Raw genomic sequence first — 24,170 nt, forward strand, 5'->3', positions numbered from 1 at the left:
GACTCAGTGCCGGTGCCGGCCGACAGGGAGGAGCGGCACCACCGCGTCCGGCTCGGCCGCGGAGGCCGGGACAGGCTTGCTCAGCTTCTCCCCCTCGATATCCACATTCGGCAGCACACGGTGCAGGATACGGGGCAGCCACCAGGCCCGGTGGCCGAGCAGTGCCAGGACCGCGGGTGCGATCGTCATCCGGACCACGAAGGCGTCGAAGGCGACGGCGGCGGCCAGGCCGACGCCCATCGTCTGGATGGTCGGGTTGCTCATCCCGATGAATCCGGCGAACACACTGATCATGATGATCGCCGCCGCGGCCACCACACGGCCGCTGTGCCGGAACCCTGTGACGATCGCCTCGCCCGGGGACGCGCCATGGACGTAGGCCTCGCGCATCCGGCTGAGCAGGAACACCTCGTAGTCCATGGCGAGGCCGAACACGATGCCGATGATGAGAATCGGCATCAGCGACATCACCGGGCCGGTCTGCTCGATGCCGACCAGGTCTGCCGCCCAGCCCCACTGGAAGACGGCGACGAGGACGCCGAAGGCGGAACCCACCGACAGCAGAAACCCGAGCGCTGCCTTGACCGGGACCAGGACCGACCGGAAGACCACCAGCAGCAGGAGTACCGCCAGTCCGATGACCACGGTCAGATAGGGAAGGAGAGCGTCGGACATGGCTTCGGAAATATCGATGTTCAGCGCGGTGGTGCCGGTCACCAGGATGCCGGCGCCCGTGTCGGCCTCGACGCCGGAGACCGCGCTGCGGATCGCGTGCACCAGGTCCTTGGTCTCGCCGCTGTTCGGCGCGGTCCGCGGGACGGCGGTGAGGACGGCGGTGTCCGCGGCCCGGTTCAGCACCGGTTCACCGACCGACGCGACCCCGTCCACTCCCCGGAGGGTCTTGACGACCAGGTCCGTGGTGGCCCGGGTGTCGGCGGACTCCGACGCGTCCACGACCACGGTCAACGGGCCGTTGAAGCCGGGTCCGAAGCCTTCTGAGAGCAGGTCGTAGGCACGGCGCTGCGTGGTCTCCACCGACTTGGACTCGTCTCCGGGCAGCCCGAGTTCGAGGCTCAGCGCCGGCAGGGCCACGACGCCGAGACCCAGTACGGCGATCATCAGCACGGCCATCGGCCGACGCAGCACGAACCGCGCCCAGCGCGTGCCGAGCTTGGCCCGGCCGCCGACGGTGTCCGGGTGCCGGCCTTCACTTCCCGGCCCGGCGGCCTTGCGGGCGGCCTTGCGGGCGGCGCGCGAAAGTATCCGCCGCCCGAAGAAGCCGAACAGCGCGGGGACCAGGGTCAGCGCCACGAGTACGGCAAGGGCCACGGCGCCCGCGCCGCCCAGGCCCATCTTGGTGAGTTCGGGGATTCCGACGACCCCCAGCCCGACCAGGGCGATGAAGACGGTCGCGCCGGCGAAGACGACGGCGGATCCGGCCGTGCCCACCGCCCGGCCGGCAGCCTCCTCCGGCTCGCTTCCTCGGGCGCGCTCGTCGCGGAAGCGGGAGGTGATGAACAGCGCGTAGTCGATGCCGACCGCCAGCCCCAGCATCAGCGACAGGATGGCGACGGTGGACGTCAGGCCCAGCGGAACGGCCAGCGCCGAGACCAGGCCGAAGGAGATGGCCACGCCCACGAAGGCGGTCAGCAGCGACAGTCCGGCCGCGACCAGCGACCCGAGGGCCAGGACCAGCACCACCGCCGCGACCGCCACGCCGATGAGCTCCGTCGTACCGCCCGGTGCCTCTTCCGAGTCCAGGGCCGAGCCGCCGATCTCCACGGTCAGCCCCGCGTCCCGTGCCGCGTTCGCGGCGCTCTCGAGGGCGCTCCTCGTCGACTCGGTCAGGTCGACCGCGTCCGCCGTGTAGGTGAGGGTGGCGTACGCGATGGTGCCGTCCTCGCTGACGGCGCCGGTCTCATAGGGGTCGGTGGCCGACGCGACCTGATCGCCCCCGTCCAGGGAACCGAGCGCGTCCTCGACGGCCGCCCGGTTCTCCCCGGCCGTCACCCGCTGTCCGTCCGGGGCCCGGAACACCAAGCGGGCCTCGGCGCCCTGGGAGTTGCTCCGGGGGAAGCGCTCGTCCAGCAGGTCGAACGCCTTCTGCGACTCGGTGCCGGGCATGGAGAGGTCCTCTTCCTCCCCGGCCGGGGCCATGGCCGCGGCAGCGATGGCCAGCACCAGGGCACCCAGCCACAGACCACCGACGAGCCGGCGCCGACGGAACGCCCACCGTCCGATCCGGTAGAGAAATGTCGCCACCTGTTGATCACTCCAGACACCGCTAGGCAAGGGGGAACGCGTGAGATTCACGCGCCTCCCACCCTCCCCTCGGGCGCCCCGCCGGGCATCGTCCCCGGCCGCCGTCTTCCTCTGGTGCACCCGGACCAGCCGCCCACGTGTCGTGGTGCCTACGCACTACACGCCGACTCGGGCCGTGGCAGGGCGAGCAGCCGTACCCCGGCCGGGAGTTCGGCGACCCGCACCACGACGGGACCGTCACGCCCCCGGCCGGTACCGCCGACCGCCTGGAAGTGGTGGCGATGTCCTCCCCCGCGACCGCTCCGCCGGCCCCGTCGAACCTGGAACGCTGATCGCCGGTGAACGTGCCAGGGCGTTCACCCGCAGTCCGTTGCTCCGCGAGCGGTGCGGGAACGGCGAAATGCGCCTTCTCAGAATGCGGAGTTGGCGAACCAGTGGGCCAGCAGGTGCTCGTCCCCCTCGTGGTCAAAGGCCTCTGCCTCGTAGGGCAGGCGACCGTATACGAGCAGGAGCAAGTCGGCCGCGGTTCCCCGGAGGGTCGCGTCAGCGGTGGTCGTCGTCGGGTGTGCGGTGTCGAGCCCGAAGCCGCCGGACCGCAGGCGGACGTCCCAGACTTCGTCCCCGTCGGTCGCACGGAAGCGAATGATCTTGTCGGGGCCGCGCAGCTGGGCCACCTTGGGGGCGAAGAAGGTGGCGAAGGGCAGATTGACGAGGAACTCGTCGATCCCGTCGACCGCGACCGGACGGTCGATCGCGGACCGGAGGCCGAGTGCCAGCTCGGCGTCGGTCCGGTGCACCACGGTCTCGAAGAGCATCCGCCGTGCCCAGAAGCGGGCGTGCTGGTCAGCGCCCCATGCCCACATCGGCTCGTTCGGGCCGGTGGCTGCGAAGGCCTCCGCCGCCACCGTCGCGCTCTCGGCCAGCCAGTCGGCGTATCCGTCCTCCTGGTCCGGGAGCCGAAGGTCCACTTCACGCCTGCGCGGGGGTTCCTGGATGCGCGCACGCAACAAGGCCGAGAACCAGCGCTGGACGCTGCCCGTGTGCTTGACCAGGTCGGCCAGTGTCCAGCCCGGACAACTGGGCACCGGTGCAGCCAGGTCGGCGCCCTCCACCGCCGCGACGAACCGGGCGGTCTCCGTGGCGACAGCCGTGCGGTGATCGACCGCGACGGAAGCGGAGGCGTGGTGGGTCTGGTCGGACGTCTTCATCGTGAGCTGCCTTTCGAGAGACCGCGGGTTCAACCGGACGACTGGTCGAGGGCCGCTTCGTCGTGACTGAACCTGTCGATGGACGCCTTGCCCTCGAGCGCGCCGCCGTCCGTGTGTCCCGACCGGGCGGCGGCCTCGCTCTCGACGGCGGTCATGCCAGCTCCAGGACGAGTTTTCCGACGTTCTCCCCGCGAAAGAGCATCCGCAACGTCTCGGGGAAGTCGTCCACGCTCCCCCTCACCACATGTTCCTTGACCTTGATGCGGCCGGCGCCGATCCAGGCGGAGATGTCCTGCGCGGCCTGCGCGTAGCGCTGGGCGTAGTCGAAGACGACGAAGCCCTCCATACGGGCGCGGCGCACCAGCAGCGAGAGGTAGTTGGAGGGGCCCTTGACCGGAGTGTCGTTGTTGTACTGACTGATCGCGCCGCAGACCACGACGCGCGCGTGCATCGCCAGCCGCGTCAGGGCGGCGTCGAGGATGTCCCCTCCGACGTTGTCGAAGTAGACGTCGATGCCGTCGGGGGCCTCTCGGCGCAGTGCCTTCCTGACGTCCTCGGTGCGGTAGTCGATCGCCGCGTCGAATCCCAGTTCGTCGATGAGCATGGCGCACTTCTCCGGCCCGCCGGCGATGCCCACGACCCGGCAGCCCTTGGCCTTCGCGATCTGACCGGCGATGGTGCCGACCGCCCCGGCCGCCCCCGATACCACGACCGTCTCGCCGTCCTTCAGCGCGCCGACGTCCAGCAGGCCGAAGTAGGCGGTCATGCCGGGCATGCCCAGCGCGCCGAGATACGTCGAGGGCGGGGCGAGGGAGGTGTCGATCTTCATGGCACCCCTGCCGTCGGACACCACGTATTCCTGGACGCCGAACGTGCCGACCACATGATCGCCCGGCTGGAAGTCGGGGTGGTGGGACGCGGTGACCTCGATGACCGATCCGGCGCGCATCACCTCGCCGATGCCCACCGGCGGCAGGTAGGAGGGACGGTCGTCCAGCCAGCCCCGCATGGCCGGGTCCAGGGAGATGACGCGCGTGCGGCCCGCGAACCGGCCCGGGCCCGGGTCGTCGACGGTCTCCGAACAGTGCTGCCAGTCATCGGCTTTGACCTCGCCCACGGGGCGAGCCGCCAGACGGATCTGGCGATTGGTCGCGGACATCGTGTCTCCTGTCGTTCGCGGCTTCGCCGCAGGGTACCGACCGGTAGGTATGCCACGCTGCATGACGTTCACCACACACCCTGCGCGCCCCCCGCCCTCCACGCTCCGCGCCGGACGGGCCGGCCAGTCGAGGTCTACCGCTCGGGCCGGCCCTTACGGTCTCGCTCGTGCAGCAGTCGTGCGGTCTGCTCGGACACCGGCGCGGCCAGCAGTGCGGTGACCAGGTCGACCAGTCGGCTGGTGAACAGCCGGTCGTCCCCGCGAGGGCGGGCAGCGGCCCGGGCCGCGAGTTCGGCGTGACAGAAGCGCATGGCGGTGAAGCGGGTATGGAACACCGCGGTCGACTCGGGAGTCAGCAACGGCTCCAGCAGGCGCCGCCAGGGATAGATGCTCGACCCCTGCGTCACGACGACCTCGACCAGGGGTTCGGGGCGATTGAGCAGTTCGGCCACGATCTGCAGGAACTCGCGGCCGCCGTCGGGGTCGGCGAGTTCCGCGGCGGCGGGCAGCACCAGCGCGGCGGCCAGCGGCCGAAGATCGCCGCCGTCGCCGCCGTCGCCACTGTCCTCGTACTGCTGCAGCAGCACCTCCCGGCGGGCGTCCACCGCAGGAAGGTGTTTGTCGAGTACGGCCCGCAGCAGACCCGACCGGTCGCCGAAGTGGTACTGCAGGGCCATCGCGTTGCGCTGGCCGGCGGCCCGCTTGATCTCGTTGAGCGACGCACCGTCGACGCCCTTCGCCGCGAACAACCGCTCGGCGGCCCGGATGAGCGTGCCGCGGGTGTCACCGGCCTTCCGGCTCCCGGGCGACGTGGCCTGCGTCTCATGTGCTGTCACGAAGGCCCATGCTAGCGTCGCCCCGCCGAAATAATACGCACGCATTAATCCTTGATGAAGGCGCCTTGATGCGCTGCGGAAGTCATGTAACCGCTCCGGAATCCCTGTTCTGCACGGCGCCGCCCCGCGCCGGATGGAGGCATCCAGTGAAGACACTGACCTACCACGGCCCCCACGACATCCGGTACGAAGACGTACCCGACCCGGCCGTCACCAGCCCCACCGACGCGGTCGTCCAGGTCACCACGGCCGGTATCTGCGGCAGTGACCTGCACATCTACGGCGGCAACGGGTTCAGCCCGGAGACCGGCTACACACCGGGACACGAGTGTGTCGGCGTGGTCGTCGACACCGGCGACCGGGTCACCCGCTTCAAGCCCGGCGACCGGGTCATGGTCCCCGCCTCGGTCGGCTGCACCCTGTGCGGAACCTGCGCGCGGGGACTCACCGCGAGGTGTGAGCGAGCCCAGGCCCCGACCGACCTCTGCTACGGAGTGAGCCCGCACCTCCCGGGCAGTCAGGCCCAGGCGCTGGCCGTGCCCCATGCCGACGTCAACCTGGTGCCCCTGCCCGAGGGCATCTCCGACGAGGCCGCCGTCGTCCTGACGGACAACGCTCCCACGGCCTGGTACGGATGCCGCCGCGCCCGCATCCAGCCCGGCGAAACGGTGCTGGTCATCGGTCTGGGCCCGGTCGGCCTCATGGCCGCGCAATCCGCCTTCGCGATGGGCGCCGCACGTGTGCTGGGCGCGGACCTGGTCGCGGAGCGCCGTGCCTTCGCCGCCACCCTGGGCGTCGAACCGGTCGAGGGCGAGGACGCGCGGACGGCCGTACGGGAGATGACCGCGGGACGCGGACCGGACGCCGTGGTGGAGGCCGTGGGCTCGGACGCCACCATCGAGCTCGCCCTCAAGGCCGTCCGGCAGGCGGGACGCGTCAGTGTCGTCGGCGTCAGCCAGAACAGGGCCTTCCCCTTCCACATGGGCCTGGCCCAGGTCAAGGAGCTGGAGTTCGCCATCGGACTGTGCTCGATCCCTTACGAACTCCCTACACTGATCCCCCTCGCCCAGGCCGGCCGGATCACCCCGGAGGTCGTGGTCTCCCACCGCTTCCCCCTCTCCGAGGGCCCCGCGGCGTACGAACTGTTCAACAGCCGCGCCGCCGGCGTCCGCAAGGTCCTTCTCGACCCCACCCGTTGATCCGCCTCGCGAGGGCAGTCGCCCGGCCGTCTCCGCCCGGGGACCACATCGACCCCGAAACGTGACCCACAGGGGGATCACAGACATCCCAACCGGTCGGTATGGTGCGCCCGCCAGAACCGTTCCTCCCCGTTCACCTCCACGGATCCGAGCCGCAGTGGAAGGCCAGGCGATGACGTACGCCGACGAGAACCGATATCCGCCGTCAGCACCCACGGGACGGCCGCTGCCCCCCACCGAGCCCCGGACGTACGGCCACGACGTCCCTCAGTACGACTCGTACGGGAACTCGTACGGGAACTCGTACGGGCGAGCCGCCTGGGACGAGCCGCACAGGCACGAGCCTCATCGACCCGGTGCCGACCTCGCCGCACTCCGCTCGGCCTACCGCCGGCTGCGTCGAACCGCCACGCTCACCGCGCTCGGCTCCTTCGTGGCGTATGTCGTGCTGTCCTGCTACGCGCCTGGACCGATGGGTACCACGGTCGTCGGAGAGCTGAGCCTGGGAATGGCCCTGGGGATCTTCCAGCTCGTCGTCACCTTCGCAGCGGTCTTCTGGTACGGACGCGGCGCGCAACGCTCGGTGGATCCGCTGGCCCGCGCGGTCAGGGAGCGTGCGGTCCACACCGGCCGGAACGCGGGGGTGGCGAGATGAACGACTCCGGGACGCAGGCCACCGTCCTGGTCCTGTTCACCACGCTGGTCACCGTCACGCTGATGATGTGCGTCATGACGGGACCGGACCGCGAGGACCTGACGAACTTCTACACCGGCTACCTCTCGCTCACCCCGCTCAAGAACGGGCTGGCGATCGCGGGCGACTACATCTCGGCCGCCACGGTACTGAGCACCACCGGCATCATCGCGCTCGCCGGATACGACGGCTACGTTCTCGCGGTCAGCACCGCCCTGTCGCTGGTACTGCTGATGTTCCTGTTGGCCGAACCCCTGCGCAACGCGGGCAGGTTCACCATGGGCGACGTCCTGGCCCGCAACATGCCGGGACGGTCCGTGCGCGTCGCGGCCTGCGTGGTGACGCTTTCGGCGACCCTGCCCTTCCTGGTCGTCCAGCTCTCCGGGGCCGGGTCGCTGCTCACCTTCATCCTCGACATCCCGCACGTGGCGGGCGCCAGGACGGCGTGCATCGTCATCGTCGGCAGCCTGATGATCATTTACGCGGCGATCGGCGGCATGAGGGGCACCGCCCTCATACAGATGATCAAGATCGTCCTCCTGCTCGGCACCAGCGTCGTCGTCGCCGCGTTCGTACTGAACCGCTTCGACTGGAACCCCAGCGACGTCCTCAGAGCCGCCCAGCACGGCAGCGGCGCGGGCCCCGCCTACCTCCAGCAGGGCCTTCAGCTGGGCACCTCGACCGTCGACCGGCTCGACTTCGTCGGTCTCCAGGTCACCGTGGTCCTCGGCGTGGCCTGCCTGCCCCACATCACGATGCGTCTGTACTCCGCGCAGGACGTGCCGGCCGTGCGTCGCTCCATGTCGTGGGCGGTCGGCACGGTCACCACGTTCTGCCTGCTCGTGATCGTCATGGGGACGGGCGCGGCGGCGCTGGTGGGGTCGCGGGCCATCACCGCGGCCGACCCGCACGGCAGGACGTCGCTGCTCATGCTGTCGCAGGCGCTCGGCGGAGCCCCCGGCTCCGCGGGCACGACGATCCTCTACTCGGCCGTGGCGGGCATGGTCTTCATCACCCTGTTGTCGTCGGTCGCGGGGATGACCCTGGCAGCGGCTTCGTCGCTCGCACACGACCTGTTCGCCCATGCGTCGCGGCGCGGGCAGGCGTCGCCGCGCACGGAGATGACGGTGGCGGCGTGGACGAGCGTGGTCGTGGGGACCGTCGCGATCGTGCTCTCCACCCTCGTCCAGCACTGGGACGTCGGCGTGCTGACCACTCTGGCCATCTGCATAGGCGCCTCCGCCGTGGCGCCCGCGCTCACCTACTCCCTGTTCTGGCGAGGATTCACCCGCACCGGCCTGCTCGCCACCCTCTACGGCGGCGCGGCCTGCGCCCTGCTGCTGATGATCTTCTCCAAGGCCGTCTCGGGCACACCGTCCGCCGTCTTCCCCGACGCCGACTTCCACCTGTTCCCCATGCAGTCCACCGGGCTGGTCTCCATCCCGTTCGGCTATCTGGCGGGCTGGCTGGGGAGCCGTCTGGACCACCGGCACCGCCCGGCCGACGGCCACGAGAACCGGCGGCTGTACGAGGAGAGCGAGGCACGGCTGCTCGCCGCAGCCGAGTGACCGACATCGGAGGCGGGGCGGGGCGGCGAGGTTGTGCCGGGGGTGGTGCGACGCGCCCGCTCGCATCCCCACGCGCGCCCGCTCGCATCCCCGCCGCCGAGCGCGCTCCACGCCCTGCGCCCGCCGGAGCCCCGGCATGGCCCGAGACGGTCAGGCGGGCGGGCCCGCCAGTGCTTGCTCGGTCCACACGGTCTTGCCCTCGCGGGTGTAGCGGGTGCCCCAGCGTTCGGTCAGCTGGGCCACCAGGAACAGGCCCCGCCCGCCCTCGTCGGTGGTCCGGGCGCGGCGCAGGTGCGGTGAGGTGTGGCTGGTGTCGCTGACCTCGCACACCAGAGACCGTTCACGGATCAGCCGCAGGGTCGCAGGACCATCGGCGTAACGGTAGACGTTGGTGACCAGTTCGCTGGCGATCAGCTCGGTGGTGAACGCCAGGTGCTCCAGGCCCCATTCGGTCAGTTTCGCCGAGGTCAGTGCCCGCGCCCGGGCGGCACTGACAGGTCCCGGCGGAAGGGACCAGGAGGCGACGTCCTCCGGTGGCAGCATGCGGGTGCGGGCGATCAGCAGAGCGACGTCGTCGCTGGGGCGCGATGACACGAGCGAGTCGACCACGGCTTGGCATGTTCGCTCCAAGGTGTCCGCGGGGCGGGTGAGCGCCGCGCACAGCTTGGCCAGGCCGATGTCCGCATCGATGTGGCGTTCGCCGATGACACCGTTGGTGTACAGGCACAGCAGGCTTCCCTCGGCCAGTTCGATCTCCCGGGCCTCGAACGGCAGGCCGCCCAGGCCGAGCGGTGGGCCGGCGGGCAGGTCGAGCGGAGCCGCCTGTCCGTCCGGCGCGGTCACCACGGGCGGCGGGTGGCCCGCGCGGGCCACGGAGCAGCGCCGGGAGACCGGGTCGTACACGGCGTACAGGCAGGTGGCGCCGACGACCTGCTCGCCCACGGGCTGTTCGCCGGTCGCTTCCTGCTCGACCGCCAGCAGGTTGACCAGGTCGTCCAGGCGGGAGAGGACCTCGTCCGGTTCCAGGTCGAGGCTGGCGAGCGTGTGTACGGCTGTTCGCAGCCGCCCCATGGTGGCGGCGGCATGGATGCCGCGTCCCACCACGTCGCCGACGACAAGGGCGACCCGGGCCCCCGACAGGGGAATGACGTCGAACCAGTCACCGCCCAGTCCCGGGGCCGCGCTGGCCGGCAGGTACCGCAGGGCGACTTCGACGGCCGACTGGGCCGGAACCGCCCGGGGCAGGAGGCTGCTCTGCAGGGTGAACGCGGTCTGCTGCTGCTGAGTGAAGCGCCGGGCGTTGTCGATGGCGACGGCGGCACGCGAGGCGAGTTCCTGGGCGAGGGTGAGATCGTCCACCTCGAAGGGATCGGGTCGGCGCGAACGCCACAGGGTCATCACCCCCAGCACCAGACCACGCGCGGCGAGAGGCATCACGATCAGTGAGTGGACGCCCAGGTCCGGAACATGGGCCCGGAGGCGGCCCTCCGCGGAGAACCAGTCGGGCGGCAGAACCGGTTCGAGGACAGGGCGTCCTTCGGCCAGGCATCTGGCCTGGGGTGTATCGGGCGCGAACTGCACCGGCTCGCCGTGGGGGTGGGTCGGGCCGGGTTGCTGGGCACCGACGCCGCAGGCCCCCACTCGTACCAGAGGCCCTGCCAGGGTCCGTGTCAGCTCCTCACCGCGCGTCACCGGCTGAAACAGGTCCACCGACACATGGTCGGCGAGGTGAGGCACCATCACCTCGGCGAGTTCACGGGCGGTCTCCGCCACGTCGAGGGTGGTTCCGATACGGCTGCCGGCCTGGTCGAGGAGCGCGAGCCGACGCTGGGCCCGATGACGTTCGGTGATGTCCTCGATCATCTCGGCCACACCCAGGACACGGCCGGTGGGGTCCTCCATCCGGAAGGACGAGACCAACGCGACCCGCTCGCGAGCGGGATCCTGCTCCAGACGGGCGAACTGCTCGGAGTAGACCAACGGGCTTCCGGTCTCCAACACCTGACGCACCCGGTCCACGGCCTCGCGTGCGTCGTCGGGGAGGAGCATCTGGCCGGTGGGCAGCCCCCGGAAGTCTGCTGCCGGAACGCCGCTGAAGCGTTCGACGGCCCGGTTGACCCGGAGAAGCCTCAGGTCGGGGCCGTGAATGACCAGGCCGATCGGGCACCGGCGGTACAGCCCGTCGAGAACCGCGAGGTCCACCTGCCACTCCATGACGTCGACCGCGAGTGCCCCGGCGAGAAACCATTCACGGACCCGGTCACCGCGTGACAGCGCATGGGCTCTGAGCCCCAGCTCCACCGGCCGCCCGTCGCGGTGCCGCACCTTGAGCACGCCGAACCAGCCGCCGGCTCTCCTGCAGATCGCCGCGGCCTCCCTGGCAGCCGGCAGATCGCGCGGATCGACAAGGACCTCCCACGCGGGACGACCGATCACGGCTGTGTCCGGATGGCCGAGCAGTTCCTCGGCCTGCCGGTTCCACCCGACCACGATTCCTTGGTCGTCGAGCACCGCCAGGGCCGCGAGGTGCAGGGCGAACGGATCGTCGTGGCTTTCGCTGAGCTCCGTCATCCGCTTCTCCACCGCTGAACACCACCTTGTACTCGGTCACCGATGTGCCACCGCGGGTCCCGACCCCGGCCGGTGACCGGCATGACGGCACCCGGGACGGCGGCTCGGCGTTCCCGTCCTGCCGGGCCTCGCGGAGGGCCTCCACCTCGCGTGCCGCGGAGGGCTCGGCCGAGCTCCACCGCGATGTCGGAGCGTCCGGGCCGGTGCCGGTCGGCTCCCCGGAACGGCGCGGCCGGTGGCGGACGGTGTCGACCTCGGTGTGTGCGCTGCGGCCGACTGCGCGGGTGTGCCGTCCCTCTCCGGGTCTCCCGGCACCGACTCCGCGACGAGCGCACCGAAATCCCCTCCGTCTCCAGTGGACGCAGAGAGCGGTCGAGCAGCAACTCGGCAGGTATGCGTCCTGCCCGAACAGTGCGACGCGGACAGTGCTCTCGCGGCTCGATCGGGGCGCTCGTGGAGGCGTCGGCGTCGCCGTCATGGTGGTGGCACGCACCTCAGCGCGCAGAACTATGGTGTCCCACCACATGTGCCCCTGACCTGCGGATTCCTACGGTATGGCGACACCGTACGTCCCCGCCAACCGCTTGGAAGTGGTACCGATGTCCTCCCCCGCGACCGCTCCGCCGGCCCCGTCGAACCTCAAACGCATCGTCGCCGCCAGTCTCATCGGCACCACCATCGAGTGGTACGACTTCTTCCTCTACGGCTCGGCCGCCGCCCTCGTCTTCAGCAAGCTGTTCTTTCCGGACTCCGACCCGCTCGTCGGCACGCTCCTGTCCTTCCTGACCTACGCCGTCGGATTCGCCGCGCGACCGCTCGGCGCGCTGGTCTTCGGTCACTACGGGGACCGGCTCGGGCGCAAGAAGCTGCTGGTGCTGAGCCTGCTGCTGATGGGCGGGGCGACCTTCGCGATCGGGCTGCTGCCGACGCATGCGACCGTCGGGAGCGCCGCCCCGGTGCTGCTGACCGTGCTGCGGCTGGTCCAGGGTTTCGCGCTCGGCGGTGAGTGGGGCGGCGCCGTCCTGCTGGTGTCCGAGCACGGGGACGCGCGGCGGCGCGGTTTCTGGGCCTCGTGGCCGCAGACGGGCGCCCCCGCGGGGCAGTTGCTCGCGACCGGTGTGCTGTCCCTGCTCACGGCCGTGCTCTCGGACGCCGCCTTCGCCTCCTGGGGCTGGCGGATCCCCTTCCTGCTCTCCGGGGTGCTGGTGGTCGTCGGTTTGTGGATACGTCTGTCTGTCGATGAATCCCCCGTGTTCCGGCAGGCGTTGGCGCAGGCCGAGGCCCGCAAGGCGGTGCCGTCGGCGGAGACGGAGCAGTTGCCGCTGGTGTCGGTGCTGCGGCACCACTGGCGTGACGTGCTGGTCGCGATGGGCGCGCGGATGGCGGAGAACATCTCCTACTACGTCATCACCGCGTTCATCCTCGTGTACGCGACCACCTCGGCCGGTGTCTCCAAGCAGACCGCGCTCAACGCCGTGCTCATCGCCTCCGCCGTGCACTTCGCGGTGATCCCGGCCTGGGGTGCGCTGTCCGACCGGGTCGGGCGACGGCCGGTGTATCTGCTGGGCGCGGTCGGGATCGGGCTCTGGATGTTCCCGTTCTTCTCGCTGGTCGACACCGGTACCTTCGGCAGTCTGGTCCTCGCCGTGACGGTGGGGCTGGTCCTGCACGGGGCGATGTACGCGCCCCAGGCCGCCTTCTTCTCCGAGATGTTCGCGACCCGGATGCGCTACTCCGGCGCTTCCATCGGCGCCCAGTTCGCCTCGGTCGCGGCGGGCGCGCCGGCGCCGCTGATCGCCACCGCGCTGCTGGCCGACTACGACAGCTCCACCCCGATCGCCCTCTACGTGATCGCCGCGGCGCTGCTGACGGTCCTCGCCGTGGGAGTCGCCAAGGAGACCCGTCACCGTGACCTGACCGACGGCGACCCGACCGGCGGCGACCCGACCGGCGGCGGTCCCGGCGTGGGCGCGGAGCACCCGCGGACCCCGGCGACGGACGCGCGCGCCGTCTGATCCCGTCCCCGTCGTGGCCGCCGCACAGCCGCCTCCGTACGCCGTCCGCGCGCGTACGGGGGCGGGTCAGTGCGGTGTCGGATTGGCCAACCGGTGCAGTCTCAGGGCAAGTTGGATCTCCAGTGCGCGGGCCGGTCTCTGCCAGTCGTCGCCCAGGAGGCGGCCGACGCGTTCGAGTCGCTGGGCCACCGTGTTGACGTGGACGTGGAGTTCGTCCTTGGTGCGGGCCGGGCTCATGCCCGAGGTGAAGTACGCGTCCAGGGTGCGCAGCAGGTCCGTGCCGCGTCGTTCGTCGTAGGCGACGACGCGGCCGATGGTGCGGTCCACGAAGCCCGACACGTCCCGGTCGCCGGCGAGGAGCAGTCCCAGGAAGCCGAAGTCCTCGGCGGCCGCCCCGTCGCCGGTACGGCCCAGCAGCCGCAGGGCGTCGAGACAGCGGCGGCCCTCCGCGTACGCGGCGACCACCGTGTCCGGGTCGGCGGCGAGGCCCCGCACCGGCGCGGATGCGCCGACGGTGACCGCTTCGTGGACGGCGGTGCCGAGGTGCAGCGCGGTACGGCGGGCCAACTCCGTGGCGGTGTCGCCGTGTTCGAGGGGCAGCAGCAGGACGGTGCCGCCGTCGCGGGCGGCTGCCAGGCCGTGCCGGGTGGCGGCGAGGTGGGAGGCGGCGGACCACAGGCGGCGGCGCGCGGCTGCCTCCTGGTCGGCGTCGGGTGCGGCGGCGTCGAGGCGGGCCGCGAGCACGACATGGGTCGCGTCGAGGTCGGCGTGCAGCCGGGTGGCGCGCTCGCGCAGCAGCCGCGGGTCACGGTCGCGGGCTTCGAGCAGGTCGTCGAGGAGCTCGCCGCGCACGCGCTGTTCGGCCTCGGCGGCCGAGCGTCTGGCCAGGAGCAGCAGGGAGGTGACCATGGCGGCCCGCTCCAGGGTGCGCTGGTCGACCGGGTCGAGGCCCGGATGGCCGCGCAGCACCAGGGCGCCGAGCAGTTCCCCGCCGGCCGCGACCGCCGCGACCCAGTCGTGCTCATGGCGTACGGCGTGGCCTTCCGCGCGGGAGACCTCCACGGCGGCGGCCGGTGCGCTCTCCAGGAACTCCACGGTGCCGTCGAGCACTTGGGAGACCGCGGCGGCCACGTCGTGGACCCCGCCGCCGCGCAGGACGAGTTCGGCCAGCCGGTCGTGGACGTCGGAGGCGCGCTCGATGACCGCGCTGCGGTCCCGGATGATCTCGTTGGCGTGCTCCAGGCCGGCCAGGGCCGAGCGCGTCTCGGTGAGCAGGTTGGCGGTGTCGATGGCGGCCGCGGCGAGCGCGGCGAACGAGCCGAGCAGGGCGATCTGCTCCCGTTCGAAGACCCGGGCGCGCCGGTCGGCGGCGAACAGCACCCCGATGACGTGCGGTCCCAGCATCAGCGGAACCCCGAGGATCGCGACCAGTCCCTCGTCGCGCACGCCCGCGTCGATGGTCGTGGTGTGCCGGAAGCGGTCGTCGCGGAAGTAGTCGTCGGTGACGTAGGGACGGGCCGTCTGGGCGACCAGGCCGCCGAGCCCCTCCCCCATTCCGAGGCGCAGCTGCTGGAAGCGGGCGGCGACCGAACCCTCGGTGACCCGCATGTACGTGTCGCCCCTGGCCGGGTCGTGCAGGCTGAGGTAGGCGATGTCGGTGCCGAGCAGCGAGCGGGCCCGTTGCACGATCGCCTGGAGTACGGCGTCCACGTCGCGTGGGCCCGCGAGGTCGTGGGCCGTCTCGAAGAGGGCGGACAGCTCGGCCTCGCGTCGGCGGCGGCCCTCCAGCTCGGAGCGGACCCGCAGCGCGAGCAGCTTGGCGTGTTCGAGTGCCGCGATCCGCTCGCCCGACCCTCCCTCGGCGCGGGCGAGCAGCACGGGCCGGTCGTACGCCTCGGCGGCCGCGCCCCGGGCGAGCAGCTCGAGGAACGGCGCGTCGGCGTCGTAGGTGGGACCGAGGGCGGTCGTGGCGCCCTTCAGGTGATCGCGGGACATGCTCACAGGATTCCTCATCGCCGGGCCGCCCCGTCAGCCCTGTGGACAACTCCGCCGGCGCGGGAGGGCGGGGTGCTCGGTGCGCTCAGTGCGCGGTCCAGCCGCCGTCGAGGACCAGCGAGGTACCCGTCACGAAGGACGCCTGCGGGCCGCACAGATACGCCACGGCCTCGGCGACCTCCTCCGGTTCGATGAGCCGTTTGACGGCGCTGTCCCGCAGCAGCACCTCGGCCAGCACACGTTCTTCGGGCACACCGTGCGTCCGCGCCTGGTCGGCGAGCTGCCGCTGCACGAGCGGGGTGCGCACATAGGCGGGGTTGACACAGTTGGAGGTCACGCCGTGGGGCGCGCCTTCGAGGGCGGCGGTCTTGGAGAGGCCCTCGAGTCCGTGCTTGGCGGCGACGTACGCCGACTTGTAGGCGGAGGCGCGCAGTCCGTGCACGGAGGACACGTTGACGATGCGGCCCCAGCCCTGTCCGTACATGTGCGGCAGGGCGCCGCGGATGAGCCGGAACGGTGCCTCCAGCATCACGGTGAGCACCGTGTGGAAGACGTCCGGCGGGAACTCCTCCAGCGGGGCCACCCGTTGCAGTCCGGCGTTGTTGACCAGGACGTCGGTACCGGCGGCCGCGAGTTCGGCGGCGCCCAGGTCGGTGAGGTCCAGGACGTACGGTTCGACCCAGCCGGGCAGACCGGCCGCGCTCCCGGCGAGCGTCTCCAGTCCTGCCGCGTCCCGGTCGACTGCCCGGACCTTGGCCCCGGCGGCCGCGAGCCGCAGCACGCAGGCTTGTCCGATGCCGCCGGCCGCGCCGGTGACGAGGGCGGTGCGGCCGCCGAGGTCGAGCAAGGGGGTGGCGGGACCGGGGGCGGTGACCGGGGGCGAAGTCATGCGACGAGCCTAGGCAGAGCCGGGTCCCTGCCCCATGTGGTCACCGCCCATACTTCAGACCGAAGGCGTGGTCTCGAACCACGTGGGTTCGTCGGTGAGCGCCTGCTTGATACGGAACAGCTGCCGGTCCTGCATCGGCGGCAGCGCGTCCAGCGCGAACCAGCCCACCGCGACGGACTCGTCGTCGTTGACGCGCGCCTCGCCGCCCACGGCCCGGCAGCGGAACGTGACGTCCATGAACTGGCATTCGTCGCCGTTCGGAAACTGCACCCGACTCCCCGCACGGACCAGGACGACGCGCTCGGGGACGCAGTGCACGCCCGCCTCCTCGTACACCTCCCGCACCGCGCAGTCCGCGGGCTGCTCACCCGGTTCCGGGATGCCCGAGATCACGCACCACTGGTGGTTGTCCGAGCGCTGGCCGAGCAGCACCCGTCCCTCGTCGTCGAGGACGACGGCGCTGACGCCGGGGAGCCAGAGCAATTGGTGGCCCGCGGAGGCCCGAATCTCGGTGATGAAGTCAGGAGTCGGCATACGGCGACCCTATCCGGGCCGCCCGTTTCAGCCGGTGGCGCTCCGACGGGCCCGCACCCCGGCGCCGATCGCCCATCCCAGGCCGCCCACGGCGACGAGCACCAGGGCGATCTCGGGCAGGATGCCGAGCTTCGTCGCCGGCGTCTCGGAGGAGCGCAGAGGGACCTTCTGCACCAGGGAGTCCGCGACGAACATGCCGGTCTTCTGGGTGATCTTCCCGTCCGGCATGATGATCGCGCTGACGCCGCTGGTCACGGGCACCGTGACGGTACGGCTGTGCTCGACGGCGCGGACCCGTGACATGGCCAGCTGCTGGTAGGTCATCTCGCTGCGGTCGAAGGTGGCGTTGTTGCTGGGCACGGAGATCAGCTGGGCGCCGTGGGTGACCGTGTCGCGCACGGCCCAGTCGAAGGCCGCCTCGTAGCAGGTGGCGAGGCCGACCTCGGTCCCGTCCATGTCGAACACACCCGGCTTGCTGCCCCGGTTGAAGTCCTGGCCGACCATGGAGGTCCAGTTCTCGTTGATGGCGCCGATGAACGAGCGCAGCGGGAGGTACTCGCCGAACGGCTGGACCTGCCGCTTGTCGTACGTCTGGGTGGGCCCCTTCACCGGGTCCCACAGGATCTGCTCGTTGTAGAGCTTGCCGTCCCGCTCGACCACGCCGCCGACCGAGATGGGCGCGTTGATCGCCTTGGCCGCCTTGTCGATGACCGCGGCGGCGTCGGCGTAGGCGAAGGGGTCGATGTCGGAGGAGTTCTCGGGCCACAGGACGAAGTCGGGCTGGGCGACCTTGCCCGCCTTGACCTCGGCGGCCAGGCGCTCCGTCTCGCGCGCGTGGTAGTCGAGCACGGCCCGGCGCTGGGCGTTGAACTCCAGACCGAGACGGGGGACGTTGCCCTGGATGACGGCGACCGTCGCGGTGCCGTCCTCCGCCTTGTCGCTGACCAGCGAGCGGGCGGCCACGGCGCCCAGGACCGGGACGGCCACACCGAGCAGGGCCAGGACGGCCGCCGACCGCCGCACCTCACCGGTGCGCCGCCGCTCCAGGACGAGGCGCACGACCTCGTACAGGCCGAAACCGCACAGGACGACGGCGAAGCCGAGTACGGGGGTGCCGCCGAGCGCGGCGAGGGGCAGGAAGACGCCGTCCGCCTGGCCGAAGGCGATCTTGCCCCACGGGAAGCCGCGGAAGGGCACGCGCGCGCGTGCCGCCTCACCGGCGATCCAGAGCGCCGCCGCCCACAGCGGCCAGGCCGGCAGCTTGGACACGGCCGCGACGCCCACGCCGACCAGCGCGACGAAGACCGCCTCGATGACCACCAGGGCGAGCCAGGGCCCGGGGCCGACCTCGACGCCCGTCCACACCAGGAGCGGCAGCAGGAAACCCAGCCCGAAGAGGTAGCCGAGACCGAGGGCCGCCTTCCAGCTGCGACCGCGCAGCACCCAGCCGAGGACGGCGAAGGCCGGCAGCGCCAGCCACCACAGGGTGCGCGGCGGGAAACTGACGTAGAGCAGCACTCCGGAGAGCGCCGCTGCGGCGGCCGGGACGAGGCGCAGGAGCCGCGCGCCGCGCGGGGCCCGCGCGGCCTGGGGCTCCTGCTGGTCCGGCTGGCCCACGGAAGTTGCGGTGACGGTCACTCCGGGAGTGTACGGCGAGTGACCTTTTGGCCGACAACGCAGTCCGCGGGACGGTCTTCGCTTGCCGCACAACCCGGCGCAACTCATCCACAAACCGCCCATCAGCCGTTACGGTGTGCCAGTGCCCCAGGCCGCGCGCGGGCGGCCGGGGTCCGTCACGGTTCAGGGCCGTCACGGTCGGGGGGCGACCGGGTTCGGGGGGACGGGTGGGTTCCACGGGGATGACGTCTGCGCTCGACGCGGACAGGGACGGGGAAAGACGAAACGTTTCTGACGCGGCGGGCGTGGCCGTGCTCGGGGTCTGCGCCATCTGGTCCCTGGTCACCGCCGCCGTGCACGACGGACGCCCCGAGGGGGTCCTGCTCGCGGTGCTGGCGGTGGCCGCCGGCTACGCGGCGGGACGGATCCTCGGAGTGTTGCTGCCGGTCGCCGGGCCCTGTGCCGGTGCGCTGGCGGGGCTGACCCTGTCGGTGGCCCGGCCCCGGCTCGCTCCGGGCCCCGAGATCGCCGCGCCGCTGGGTCACGCGGGTGCCACCGCCGCGGTGCTGACACTCTCGGCCGGTGCCGCGTGCTGCGCCGCCTGGGCGGCCCCCGTGCCGGTGGCGCGGCTCGGGCTGTGGCTGCTCGCCGCAGGCATCACGGTCGCCGGGGCCCTCCTGGGCTCGACCACGGCGGTGGTGACCTGTTGCGCGGTGCTGCTGTGTTCCCTGGCGGCCGGCCGGATGCGCCACCGGGGGCCCGCGCTCGCGGCCCTGGCCGTGGCCGCCGCCCTGGTGACGGGCCTGATCTGGGCGGTCGCCGGGAACGTGCTGTCCGGCCGCCTCGCCGATGCGCTGACGGGCCGGCTGACACCGCACCGGGTCGATCTGTGGCGCGACGCCCTGGGCATGGCCCACCGGGAGGCAGGCCTCGGTGTGGGCCCCGGGCGCTTCGGGGAGCTGAGCGGTACGGCGGCCCAGTCGACGCTGTCCGACGGCAAACCGCACTCGGCGCCGCTGCAACTGGCGGCGGAGCAGGGTGTCGTCGGTGTGCTGCTGCTCGCCGCGACCTTCTGCTGGGTGCTGTTCGCCCTGTGGCGCGCGCCGCGCCCCACCCCGGTCGTCCTCACCGCGGGTGCCGCGCTCACTGCTCTGGCCGCCGTCGCCGCGATCGGCAACGCGCTGAGCTTCACCACGGTGTCGGTCGGTGCGGGACTGCTGGCCGGCCTGGCCACGGCCCGGCCGCTCACCGAGGAACCCGCGGCTCCCGAGGCCCGGCCGGAGTTCGACCGGATCCTGCGCCAAGACGACCGCCCGGCCGCCTGACCTCAGTGTCTTCCCGGTGCGGGATTCAGGGCGTGGTGCCGGGTGTGCCCGCCCGCAGCCGGTCCCTGATGACGCGCACCGCCGACTCCGCGTCGTCCACGGTGATGGTGAACGTGTGACCGTCCCAGAGACGCAGCAGTACGCCCTCGCCACGGCGGACCACGACGGCCGTGCCCTTCTCCGGGCGCCAGCGATAGCCCCAGCCGCCCCAGTGGCGCGGAGTGACGAGCGGTACGAAGTCGGCCCCGGCGACATGGGCCAGCGGGATCCGCCGGCGCGGCAGCCCGATGTGGCCGCAGCGCACTTCGAGCGACTCCTTGTCGAGCTTCAGGTCGACGTGGACGAAGGCGAGGGTGCCGAAGAGAACCAGCAACCCGGCGGCGATACAGCCGACGACGGACATGGCGAGCGGGGCGATGCCGGACGTCCACGCGGATTCGACGGCGAGCTCGACGCCGAGCGCCATACAGGCGGCGCCGACGAGCGCCAGCACCCACTGGAACCGGTTGGTGGCGCGTCCGGTCCAGACGTCGGGATGCGGGGTGTCTGCATGCGGGACGTCGGGAAGCGGGATGCTCTCGTCGTGGGGGTGGTCCCTCATATTCATGAGGTTACTCAGGTTTCGCTGCGCCGGTAGCACGTAGCGCAGGGTGACTGCTCCGCCCGGGCGGCGGGCGCCCCCGAGTTGCCGGTGCGGGCCCGTCGGTCACCGGGCGGGGCTGACGGCCTCCAGCAGTCGGCCTTCCGCATAGGCCAGGGCGGGCACCGGGAGAGCGCCGGGGCGGCCGCTGAGGAGAACCGTCACGGTGCCGAGCGCCGGCGCCTCGGGGGCGGGGCGCGCGCCGATGCGGCGCAGTGCCTGCGCGGCCACGGCGCCGGCCGAGCCGTGCAGGACGAGCGGCGGCCGGTCGGGGCGCTGCACGGCGGCACGGATGCGGTCGGCGACCAGTTCGTAATGGGTGCAGCCCAGGACGACGGTCGTTACTTCCTCGGGGGTGAGGGCGGCGGCCGCGGTGATCGCGGCGTCGATCGCCGCCTCGTCCGCGTGCTCGACCGCCTCCGCCAGTCCCCAGCAGGGAACCTCGGCGACCGTGACGTCCCCGGCGAAGTCCCGGATGAGGTTGCGCTGATAGGGGCTGCCGGTGGTGGCGGGCGTGGCCCAGATCGCGACGGGGCCGCCGCCGGCCGCGGCCGGCTTGATCGCCGGGACGGTGCCGATGACCGGGATGCCGGGTTCGAGGAGGGACCGCAGCGCGGGCAGGGCGTGCACGGTCGCCGTGTTGCAGCCGACGATGAGGGCCTCGGGCCGGTGCGCGGCGGCGGCCGAGGCGACGGCCACGGCACGCTCGGTCAGGTCTTGCGGAGTGCGCGGCCCCCAGGGCATGCCGTCGGGGTCGAGGGAGAGCACGAGATCGGCGTCGGGTCGCAGGCGCCGTACCGCGACGGTGGCCGCCAGCAGGCCGATTCCGGAGTCCATGAGCGCGATCTTCACCCGGCCACCATAGACGATGTGCTCTTGCGGCCCGGTGGCGTGGGGCAGACTGCGCGCGTGAGCGCCATCGTGTGGATCGCCGCCGTGACTCTGGCCGCCTGGATGTGGCTGTTGCTCTGTCAGGGCTTCTTCTGGCGCACGGACGTCAGGCTGCCGGCCCGGGAGGAGCCACGGGAGTGGCCGTCCGTCTGCGTCGTCGTCCCCGCGCGCGACGAGGCGGCGGTGCTGCCCGCGAGCCTGCCCTCCCTGCTCGCACAGGACTACCCGGGGCGGGCGGAGATCTTCCTCGTCGACGACGGCAGCTCCGACGGCACGGGCGAACTGGCGCGCACGCTCGCCCGGCAGCGCGGCGGGCTCCCCCTGACGGTGGACTCGCCGGGCGAACCTCCCGCGGGCTGGACCGGGAAGCTGTGGGCGGTGCGTCACGGCATCGGCCTGGCACGCGCGCGTGAACCCGAGTACCTCCTCCTCACGGATGCCGACATCGCGCACGGGCCCGACAGTCTGCGGGAGCTGGTGTCGGCGGCCCGCACCGGAGGGTTCGACGTCGTCTCCCAGATGGCACGGCTGCGGGTGGAGAGCCTGTGGGAGCGGCTGGTGGTACCCGCCTTCGTCTACTTCTTCGCGCAGCTCTATCCCTTCCGGCGGATCGGCCGACGCGGGGCGCGGACGGCGGCCGCAGCGGGCGGTTGCGTCCTGCTGCGCACCGACGCGGCCGAGCGGGCGCGGATCCCGGACGCCATCCGGCACGCCGTCATCGACGACGTGGCACTCGCGCGGGCCGTGAAGGGCGCGGGCGGTCATGTCTGGCTGGGGCTGGCCGACCGCGTGGACAGCGTGCGCCCGTACCCGAGGCTGCGCGATCTGTGGCGGATGGTCTCGCGCAGCGCCTACGCGCAGCTGCGGCACAGTCCGCTCCTGCTGACCGGCACGGTGTTCGGCCTGGCGCTGGTGTACCTGGTGCCTCCGCTCGCCCTGCTCGGCGGGCTCGCCGCAGGCAGTGAGGCCACCGCCGTGTGCGGCGGTCTCGCGTGGCTGGTGATGGCGGGGACGTACGTGCCGATGCTGCGTTACTACCGTCAGCCGCTGTGGCCGGCTCCCCTGCTGCCGTTCACCGCGTTCCTCTATCTGCTGATGACGGTCGACTCCGCGGTCCAGCACTACCGGGGACGCGGCGCGGCCTGGAAGGGCCGCACCTACGCCCGTCCGGAGGCCGTCGCGGACGAGGGTTGAGCCGTCGTGCAGGGACCCGTGCCAAGGCGTACAGGGGCCCCTGTCAACAGGGGTCCCCGGCCACAGGGGCGGCCTCTACTTGCGGCCCGGCGTCCAGTTCATGCCCCACCCGTAGGTGTAGTCGACGGTCCGCTGTGGGCTCACCCCGCGCTCGGGCACCAGGTAGCGGGCCTCGCGCTGGACGACGAGGTCGCCCCCGTTGTTGGTGATCAGTGCGAGCGCGCACACGGTCGAGGGGACCGTGCACTCGTCCAGGGAGAAGTCGATCGCGGCACCGAACTGCGGTTGCAGCGTGACGGTGGCGTGCAGGTCGGCGAAGGAACGGGCGCCCTCGTAGATGGTCACGAAGACGAGGATGCGCCGGAAGTCGTTCTTGTGGTCGAGGTTCACGGTGAGGTTCTCGCCGCTCGCCAGCCCCCCGGTGCGGTCGTCGCCGTCGAGGTGGATGTACGGCGGTTGGTGCAGGGCGCCGAAGGCGTTGCCGAGGGCCTGGACCACACCCTTGCGGCCGTCGGCGAGCTCGAACAGGGCGCACAGGTCGAGGTCGAGGTCGTTGTGCATGGCGATGGCGCGGCCGCGCTTGCTGCCCCACCCCGAGAACTGCTTGCGCACCTCCCAGTTCAGGTTCACGCGCAGGGCGCCCGAGGTGCCGCCCTGCTTGCTCAGGGACACCGACGGGGCGGCCTTGGTCAGCGTCACCTTGGTCAGCCGGACCGGTGCGACGGGCGGGGCCGGCGGCGCAGGCGGGGCCTGGTGGACGGGCGGGGGCACCGTGGCCGGAAAAGCGGGCATCGTCGGCTGCTGGGACGGCGGCGGCGGCGGAGGAACCTGACGGGCGGGCGCGGCCGGGGCGGCCGCCTGCTGCGGTTCGTCCACGGCGATCCCGAAGTCGGTGGCCAGGCCTTCGAGACCCCTGTCGTAGCCCTGGCCGACGGCCCGGAACTTCCAGGCGCCTTGGCGGCGGTAGAACTCTCCCAGCACGAAGGCCGTCTCCACCGTCGCGCCTGCGCTGTCGAACCGTGCCACGACGGTGCCCTGCGCCGCGTCCCGTACCTCGATGTAGAGATCCGGCACGTGGCCGAAGGAGCCGCCGTCCGTCGAGGCCGCCAGGACGATGGTCTCGATCGCGGGCTCCACGCGCGCGAGGTCGACGAGCAGGCGGTCGGTCACCCGGCCCCCGGCGTCGCGCTTGCCCTCGTGCCGGACGGCGCCGGAGGAGTGGGTCGGCTGGTTGTAGAAGACGAAGTCCGCGTCGGAACGGACCTTCCCGCCCACCAGCAGCAGCGCCGAGGCGTCCGCGTCCGGAACACCCGTTCCCGAGCGCCAGCCCAGTTCGACCCGCAGCGCCGTGGTCGGCACCGGAGCATTGGACCCCTTCGACATTGACATGTACGCCCCCATCGCGTGTCAGTGCACCGGGCCGCACGCCTCGGCACCCCTCGGGTTGTCTTTCCGGCCAACCTATTGCGCGGGACGGAGAACTCCCATCGGGAGCGCAGGATCGGCCCTGACCAACCGCCGGTAACCCGCTCGGAACTCGGCCTTTACACGATCGGAAGGTCGCGCGCCGTCC

Annotated in this window: 19 protein-coding genes; 6 read left to right on the top strand and 13 right to left on the bottom strand. The window is 71.9% G+C overall.

Annotated features, from left to right (window positions below; translation table 11 throughout):
- Nucleotides 1-3: 3 nt before the first annotated feature.
- The 5 genes from ACFVYS_RS09820 to ACFVYS_RS09840 form a co-directional block, all read right to left on the bottom strand.
- Nucleotides 4-2,262: an MMPL family transporter gene (locus tag ACFVYS_RS09820; RefSeq protein ID WP_389500482.1), complete on the bottom strand. Its 2,259-nt coding sequence runs from the start codon at nucleotides 2,260-2,262 to the stop codon at nucleotides 4-6.
- A gap of 410 nt (nucleotides 2,263-2,672) precedes the next feature.
- Nucleotides 2,673-3,470: a maleylpyruvate isomerase family mycothiol-dependent enzyme gene (locus tag ACFVYS_RS09825; protein ID WP_389500483.1), complete on the bottom strand. Its 798-nt coding sequence runs from the start codon at nucleotides 3,468-3,470 to the stop codon at nucleotides 2,673-2,675.
- A gap of 29 nt (nucleotides 3,471-3,499) precedes the next feature.
- Nucleotides 3,500-3,625: a hypothetical protein gene (locus ACFVYS_RS09830; RefSeq protein ID WP_389500485.1), complete on the bottom strand. Its 126-nt coding sequence runs from the start codon at nucleotides 3,623-3,625 to the stop codon at nucleotides 3,500-3,502.
- Entirely contained in the window at nucleotides 3,622-4,629 is a 1,008-nt protein-coding gene (locus tag ACFVYS_RS09835) for an NADP-dependent oxidoreductase (RefSeq protein WP_389500487.1), read from the bottom strand. The genes ACFVYS_RS09830 and ACFVYS_RS09835 overlap by 4 nt, the downstream gene beginning before the upstream one ends.
- Nucleotides 4,630-4,763: 134 nt before the next feature.
- The gene (locus ACFVYS_RS09840; protein ID WP_389500488.1) at nucleotides 4,764-5,465 is read right to left on the bottom strand and encodes a TetR/AcrR family transcriptional regulator; all 702 of its coding nucleotides are present in this window, start codon (nucleotides 5,463-5,465) and stop codon (nucleotides 4,764-4,766) included.
- A 146-nt stretch (nucleotides 5,466-5,611) separates the two neighbouring features.
- Between ACFVYS_RS09840 and ACFVYS_RS09845 the strand changes: the two genes are divergently transcribed.
- The 3 genes from ACFVYS_RS09845 (at nucleotide 5,612) to ACFVYS_RS09855 (ending at nucleotide 8,926) form a co-directional block, all read left to right on the top strand.
- Entirely contained in the window at nucleotides 5,612-6,664 is a 1,053-nt protein-coding gene (locus ACFVYS_RS09845) for an alcohol dehydrogenase catalytic domain-containing protein (protein ID WP_389500490.1), read from the top strand.
- A 172-nt stretch (nucleotides 6,665-6,836) separates the two neighbouring features.
- Nucleotides 6,837-7,319 carry a DUF485 domain-containing protein gene (locus ACFVYS_RS09850; RefSeq protein ID WP_389500492.1) on the top strand — a complete coding sequence of 161 codons (483 nt, stop codon included), beginning with the start codon at nucleotides 6,837-6,839 and terminating at the stop codon, nucleotides 7,317-7,319.
- A complete protein-coding gene (locus ACFVYS_RS09855) occupies nucleotides 7,316-8,926 on the top strand; it encodes a cation acetate symporter (RefSeq protein ID WP_389500494.1) in 1,611 nt (536 codons plus the stop codon). The genes ACFVYS_RS09850 and ACFVYS_RS09855 overlap by 4 nt, the downstream gene beginning before the upstream one ends.
- 150 nt (nucleotides 8,927-9,076) lie before the next feature.
- Here ACFVYS_RS09855 and ACFVYS_RS09860 read toward each other — a convergent pair whose 3' ends face one another.
- Nucleotides 9,077-11,497 carry a SpoIIE family protein phosphatase gene (locus tag ACFVYS_RS09860; protein ID WP_389500496.1) on the bottom strand — a complete coding sequence of 807 codons (2,421 nt, stop codon included), beginning with the start codon at nucleotides 11,495-11,497 and terminating at the stop codon, nucleotides 9,077-9,079.
- 599 nt (nucleotides 11,498-12,096) lie between these two features.
- Here ACFVYS_RS09860 and ACFVYS_RS09865 point away from each other — a divergent pair.
- On the top strand, nucleotides 12,097-13,512 hold the full coding sequence (locus ACFVYS_RS09865) for an MFS transporter (protein WP_389500498.1): 1,416 nt from the start codon (nucleotides 12,097-12,099) through the stop codon (nucleotides 13,510-13,512).
- A gap of 66 nt (nucleotides 13,513-13,578) precedes the next feature.
- Here ACFVYS_RS09865 and ACFVYS_RS09870 read toward each other — a convergent pair whose 3' ends face one another.
- The 4 genes from ACFVYS_RS09870 to lnt form a co-directional block, all read right to left on the bottom strand.
- A complete protein-coding gene (locus ACFVYS_RS09870) occupies nucleotides 13,579-15,507 on the bottom strand; it encodes a helix-turn-helix domain-containing protein (protein ID WP_389500500.1) in 1,929 nt (642 codons plus the stop codon).
- Between the two features lie 85 nt (nucleotides 15,508-15,592).
- A complete protein-coding gene (locus tag ACFVYS_RS09875; RefSeq protein WP_389500502.1) occupies nucleotides 15,593-16,396 on the bottom strand; it encodes a 3-hydroxybutyrate dehydrogenase in 804 nt (267 codons plus the stop codon).
- Nucleotides 16,397-16,450: 54 nt separating this feature from the next.
- Complete coding sequence (locus ACFVYS_RS09880) at nucleotides 16,451-16,930, bottom strand: NUDIX domain-containing protein (protein ID WP_389500504.1); 480 nt, start codon at nucleotides 16,928-16,930, stop codon at nucleotides 16,451-16,453.
- Between the two features lie 27 nt (nucleotides 16,931-16,957).
- Nucleotides 16,958-18,568: an apolipoprotein N-acyltransferase gene (gene lnt, locus ACFVYS_RS09885; RefSeq protein WP_389500506.1), complete on the bottom strand. Its 1,611-nt coding sequence runs from the start codon at nucleotides 18,566-18,568 to the stop codon at nucleotides 16,958-16,960.
- A 221-nt stretch (nucleotides 18,569-18,789) separates the two neighbouring features.
- Here lnt and ACFVYS_RS09890 point away from each other — a divergent pair, with 221 nt between their 5' ends.
- Nucleotides 18,790-19,872, top strand: coding sequence for an O-antigen ligase family protein (locus tag ACFVYS_RS09890; RefSeq protein WP_389500508.1), 1,083 nt, complete (start codon nucleotides 18,790-18,792; stop codon nucleotides 19,870-19,872).
- 25 nt (nucleotides 19,873-19,897) lie between these two features.
- Here ACFVYS_RS09890 and ACFVYS_RS09895 read toward each other — a convergent pair whose 3' ends face one another.
- Nucleotides 19,898-20,473: a hypothetical protein gene (locus tag ACFVYS_RS09895; protein WP_389500510.1), complete on the bottom strand. Its 576-nt coding sequence runs from the start codon at nucleotides 20,471-20,473 to the stop codon at nucleotides 19,898-19,900.
- 105 nt (nucleotides 20,474-20,578) lie between these two features.
- Entirely contained in the window at nucleotides 20,579-21,364 is a 786-nt protein-coding gene (locus ACFVYS_RS09900; RefSeq protein ID WP_389500511.1) for a glutamate racemase, read from the bottom strand.
- A gap of 39 nt (nucleotides 21,365-21,403) precedes the next feature.
- On the opposite strand from ACFVYS_RS09900, the gene ACFVYS_RS09905 reads away from it, so the two are divergent.
- Nucleotides 21,404-22,597: a glycosyltransferase gene (locus tag ACFVYS_RS09905; RefSeq protein ID WP_389500746.1), complete on the top strand. Its 1,194-nt coding sequence runs from the start codon at nucleotides 21,404-21,406 to the stop codon at nucleotides 22,595-22,597.
- Between the two features lie 75 nt (nucleotides 22,598-22,672).
- Here ACFVYS_RS09905 and ACFVYS_RS09910 read toward each other — a convergent pair whose 3' ends face one another.
- The gene (locus ACFVYS_RS09910; protein ID WP_389500748.1) at nucleotides 22,673-23,980 is read right to left on the bottom strand and encodes a TerD family protein; all 1,308 of its coding nucleotides are present in this window, start codon (nucleotides 23,978-23,980) and stop codon (nucleotides 22,673-22,675) included.
- Nucleotides 23,981-24,170: the final 190 nt, after the last annotated feature.

Origin of the sequence: Streptomyces sp. NPDC058295, assembly GCF_042880655.1 — a bacterium.
GTDB lineage: Bacteria > Actinomycetota > Actinomycetes > Streptomycetales > Streptomycetaceae > Streptomyces > Streptomyces coriariae.

Excerpts from the sequence above, each read along its gene's own strand:
- ACFVYS_RS09825 (WP_389500483.1), bottom strand. The coding sequence starts at position 3,470 with ATGAAGACGTCCGACCAGACCCACCACGCCTCCGCTTCCGTCGCGGTC.
- ACFVYS_RS09830 (WP_389500485.1), bottom strand. The coding sequence starts at position 3,625 with ATGACCGCCGTCGAGAGCGAGGCCGCCGCCCGGTCGGGACACACGGAC.
- ACFVYS_RS09835 (WP_389500487.1), bottom strand. The coding sequence starts at position 4,629 with ATGTCCGCGACCAATCGCCAGATCCGTCTGGCGGCTCGCCCCGTGGGC.
- ACFVYS_RS09850 (WP_389500492.1), top strand. The coding sequence starts at position 6,837 with ATGACGTACGCCGACGAGAACCGATATCCGCCGTCAGCACCCACGGGA.
- ACFVYS_RS09855 (WP_389500494.1), top strand. The coding sequence starts at position 7,316 with ATGAACGACTCCGGGACGCAGGCCACCGTCCTGGTCCTGTTCACCACG.
- ACFVYS_RS09860 (WP_389500496.1), bottom strand. The coding sequence starts at position 11,497 with ATGACGGAGCTCAGCGAAAGCCACGACGATCCGTTCGCCCTGCACCTC.
- ACFVYS_RS09865 (WP_389500498.1), top strand. The coding sequence starts at position 12,097 with ATGTCCTCCCCCGCGACCGCTCCGCCGGCCCCGTCGAACCTCAAACGC.
- ACFVYS_RS09870 (WP_389500500.1), bottom strand. The coding sequence starts at position 15,507 with ATGTCCCGCGATCACCTGAAGGGCGCCACGACCGCCCTCGGTCCCACC.
- ACFVYS_RS09875 (WP_389500502.1), bottom strand. The coding sequence starts at position 16,396 with ATGACTTCGCCCCCGGTCACCGCCCCCGGTCCCGCCACCCCCTTGCTC.
- ACFVYS_RS09880 (WP_389500504.1), bottom strand. The coding sequence starts at position 16,930 with ATGCCGACTCCTGACTTCATCACCGAGATTCGGGCCTCCGCGGGCCAC.
- ACFVYS_RS09890 (WP_389500508.1), top strand. The coding sequence starts at position 18,790 with ATGACGTCTGCGCTCGACGCGGACAGGGACGGGGAAAGACGAAACGTT.
- ACFVYS_RS09895 (WP_389500510.1), bottom strand. The coding sequence starts at position 20,473 with ATGAGGGACCACCCCCACGACGAGAGCATCCCGCTTCCCGACGTCCCG.
- ACFVYS_RS09910 (WP_389500748.1), bottom strand. The coding sequence starts at position 23,980 with ATGTCGAAGGGGTCCAATGCTCCGGTGCCGACCACGGCGCTGCGGGTC.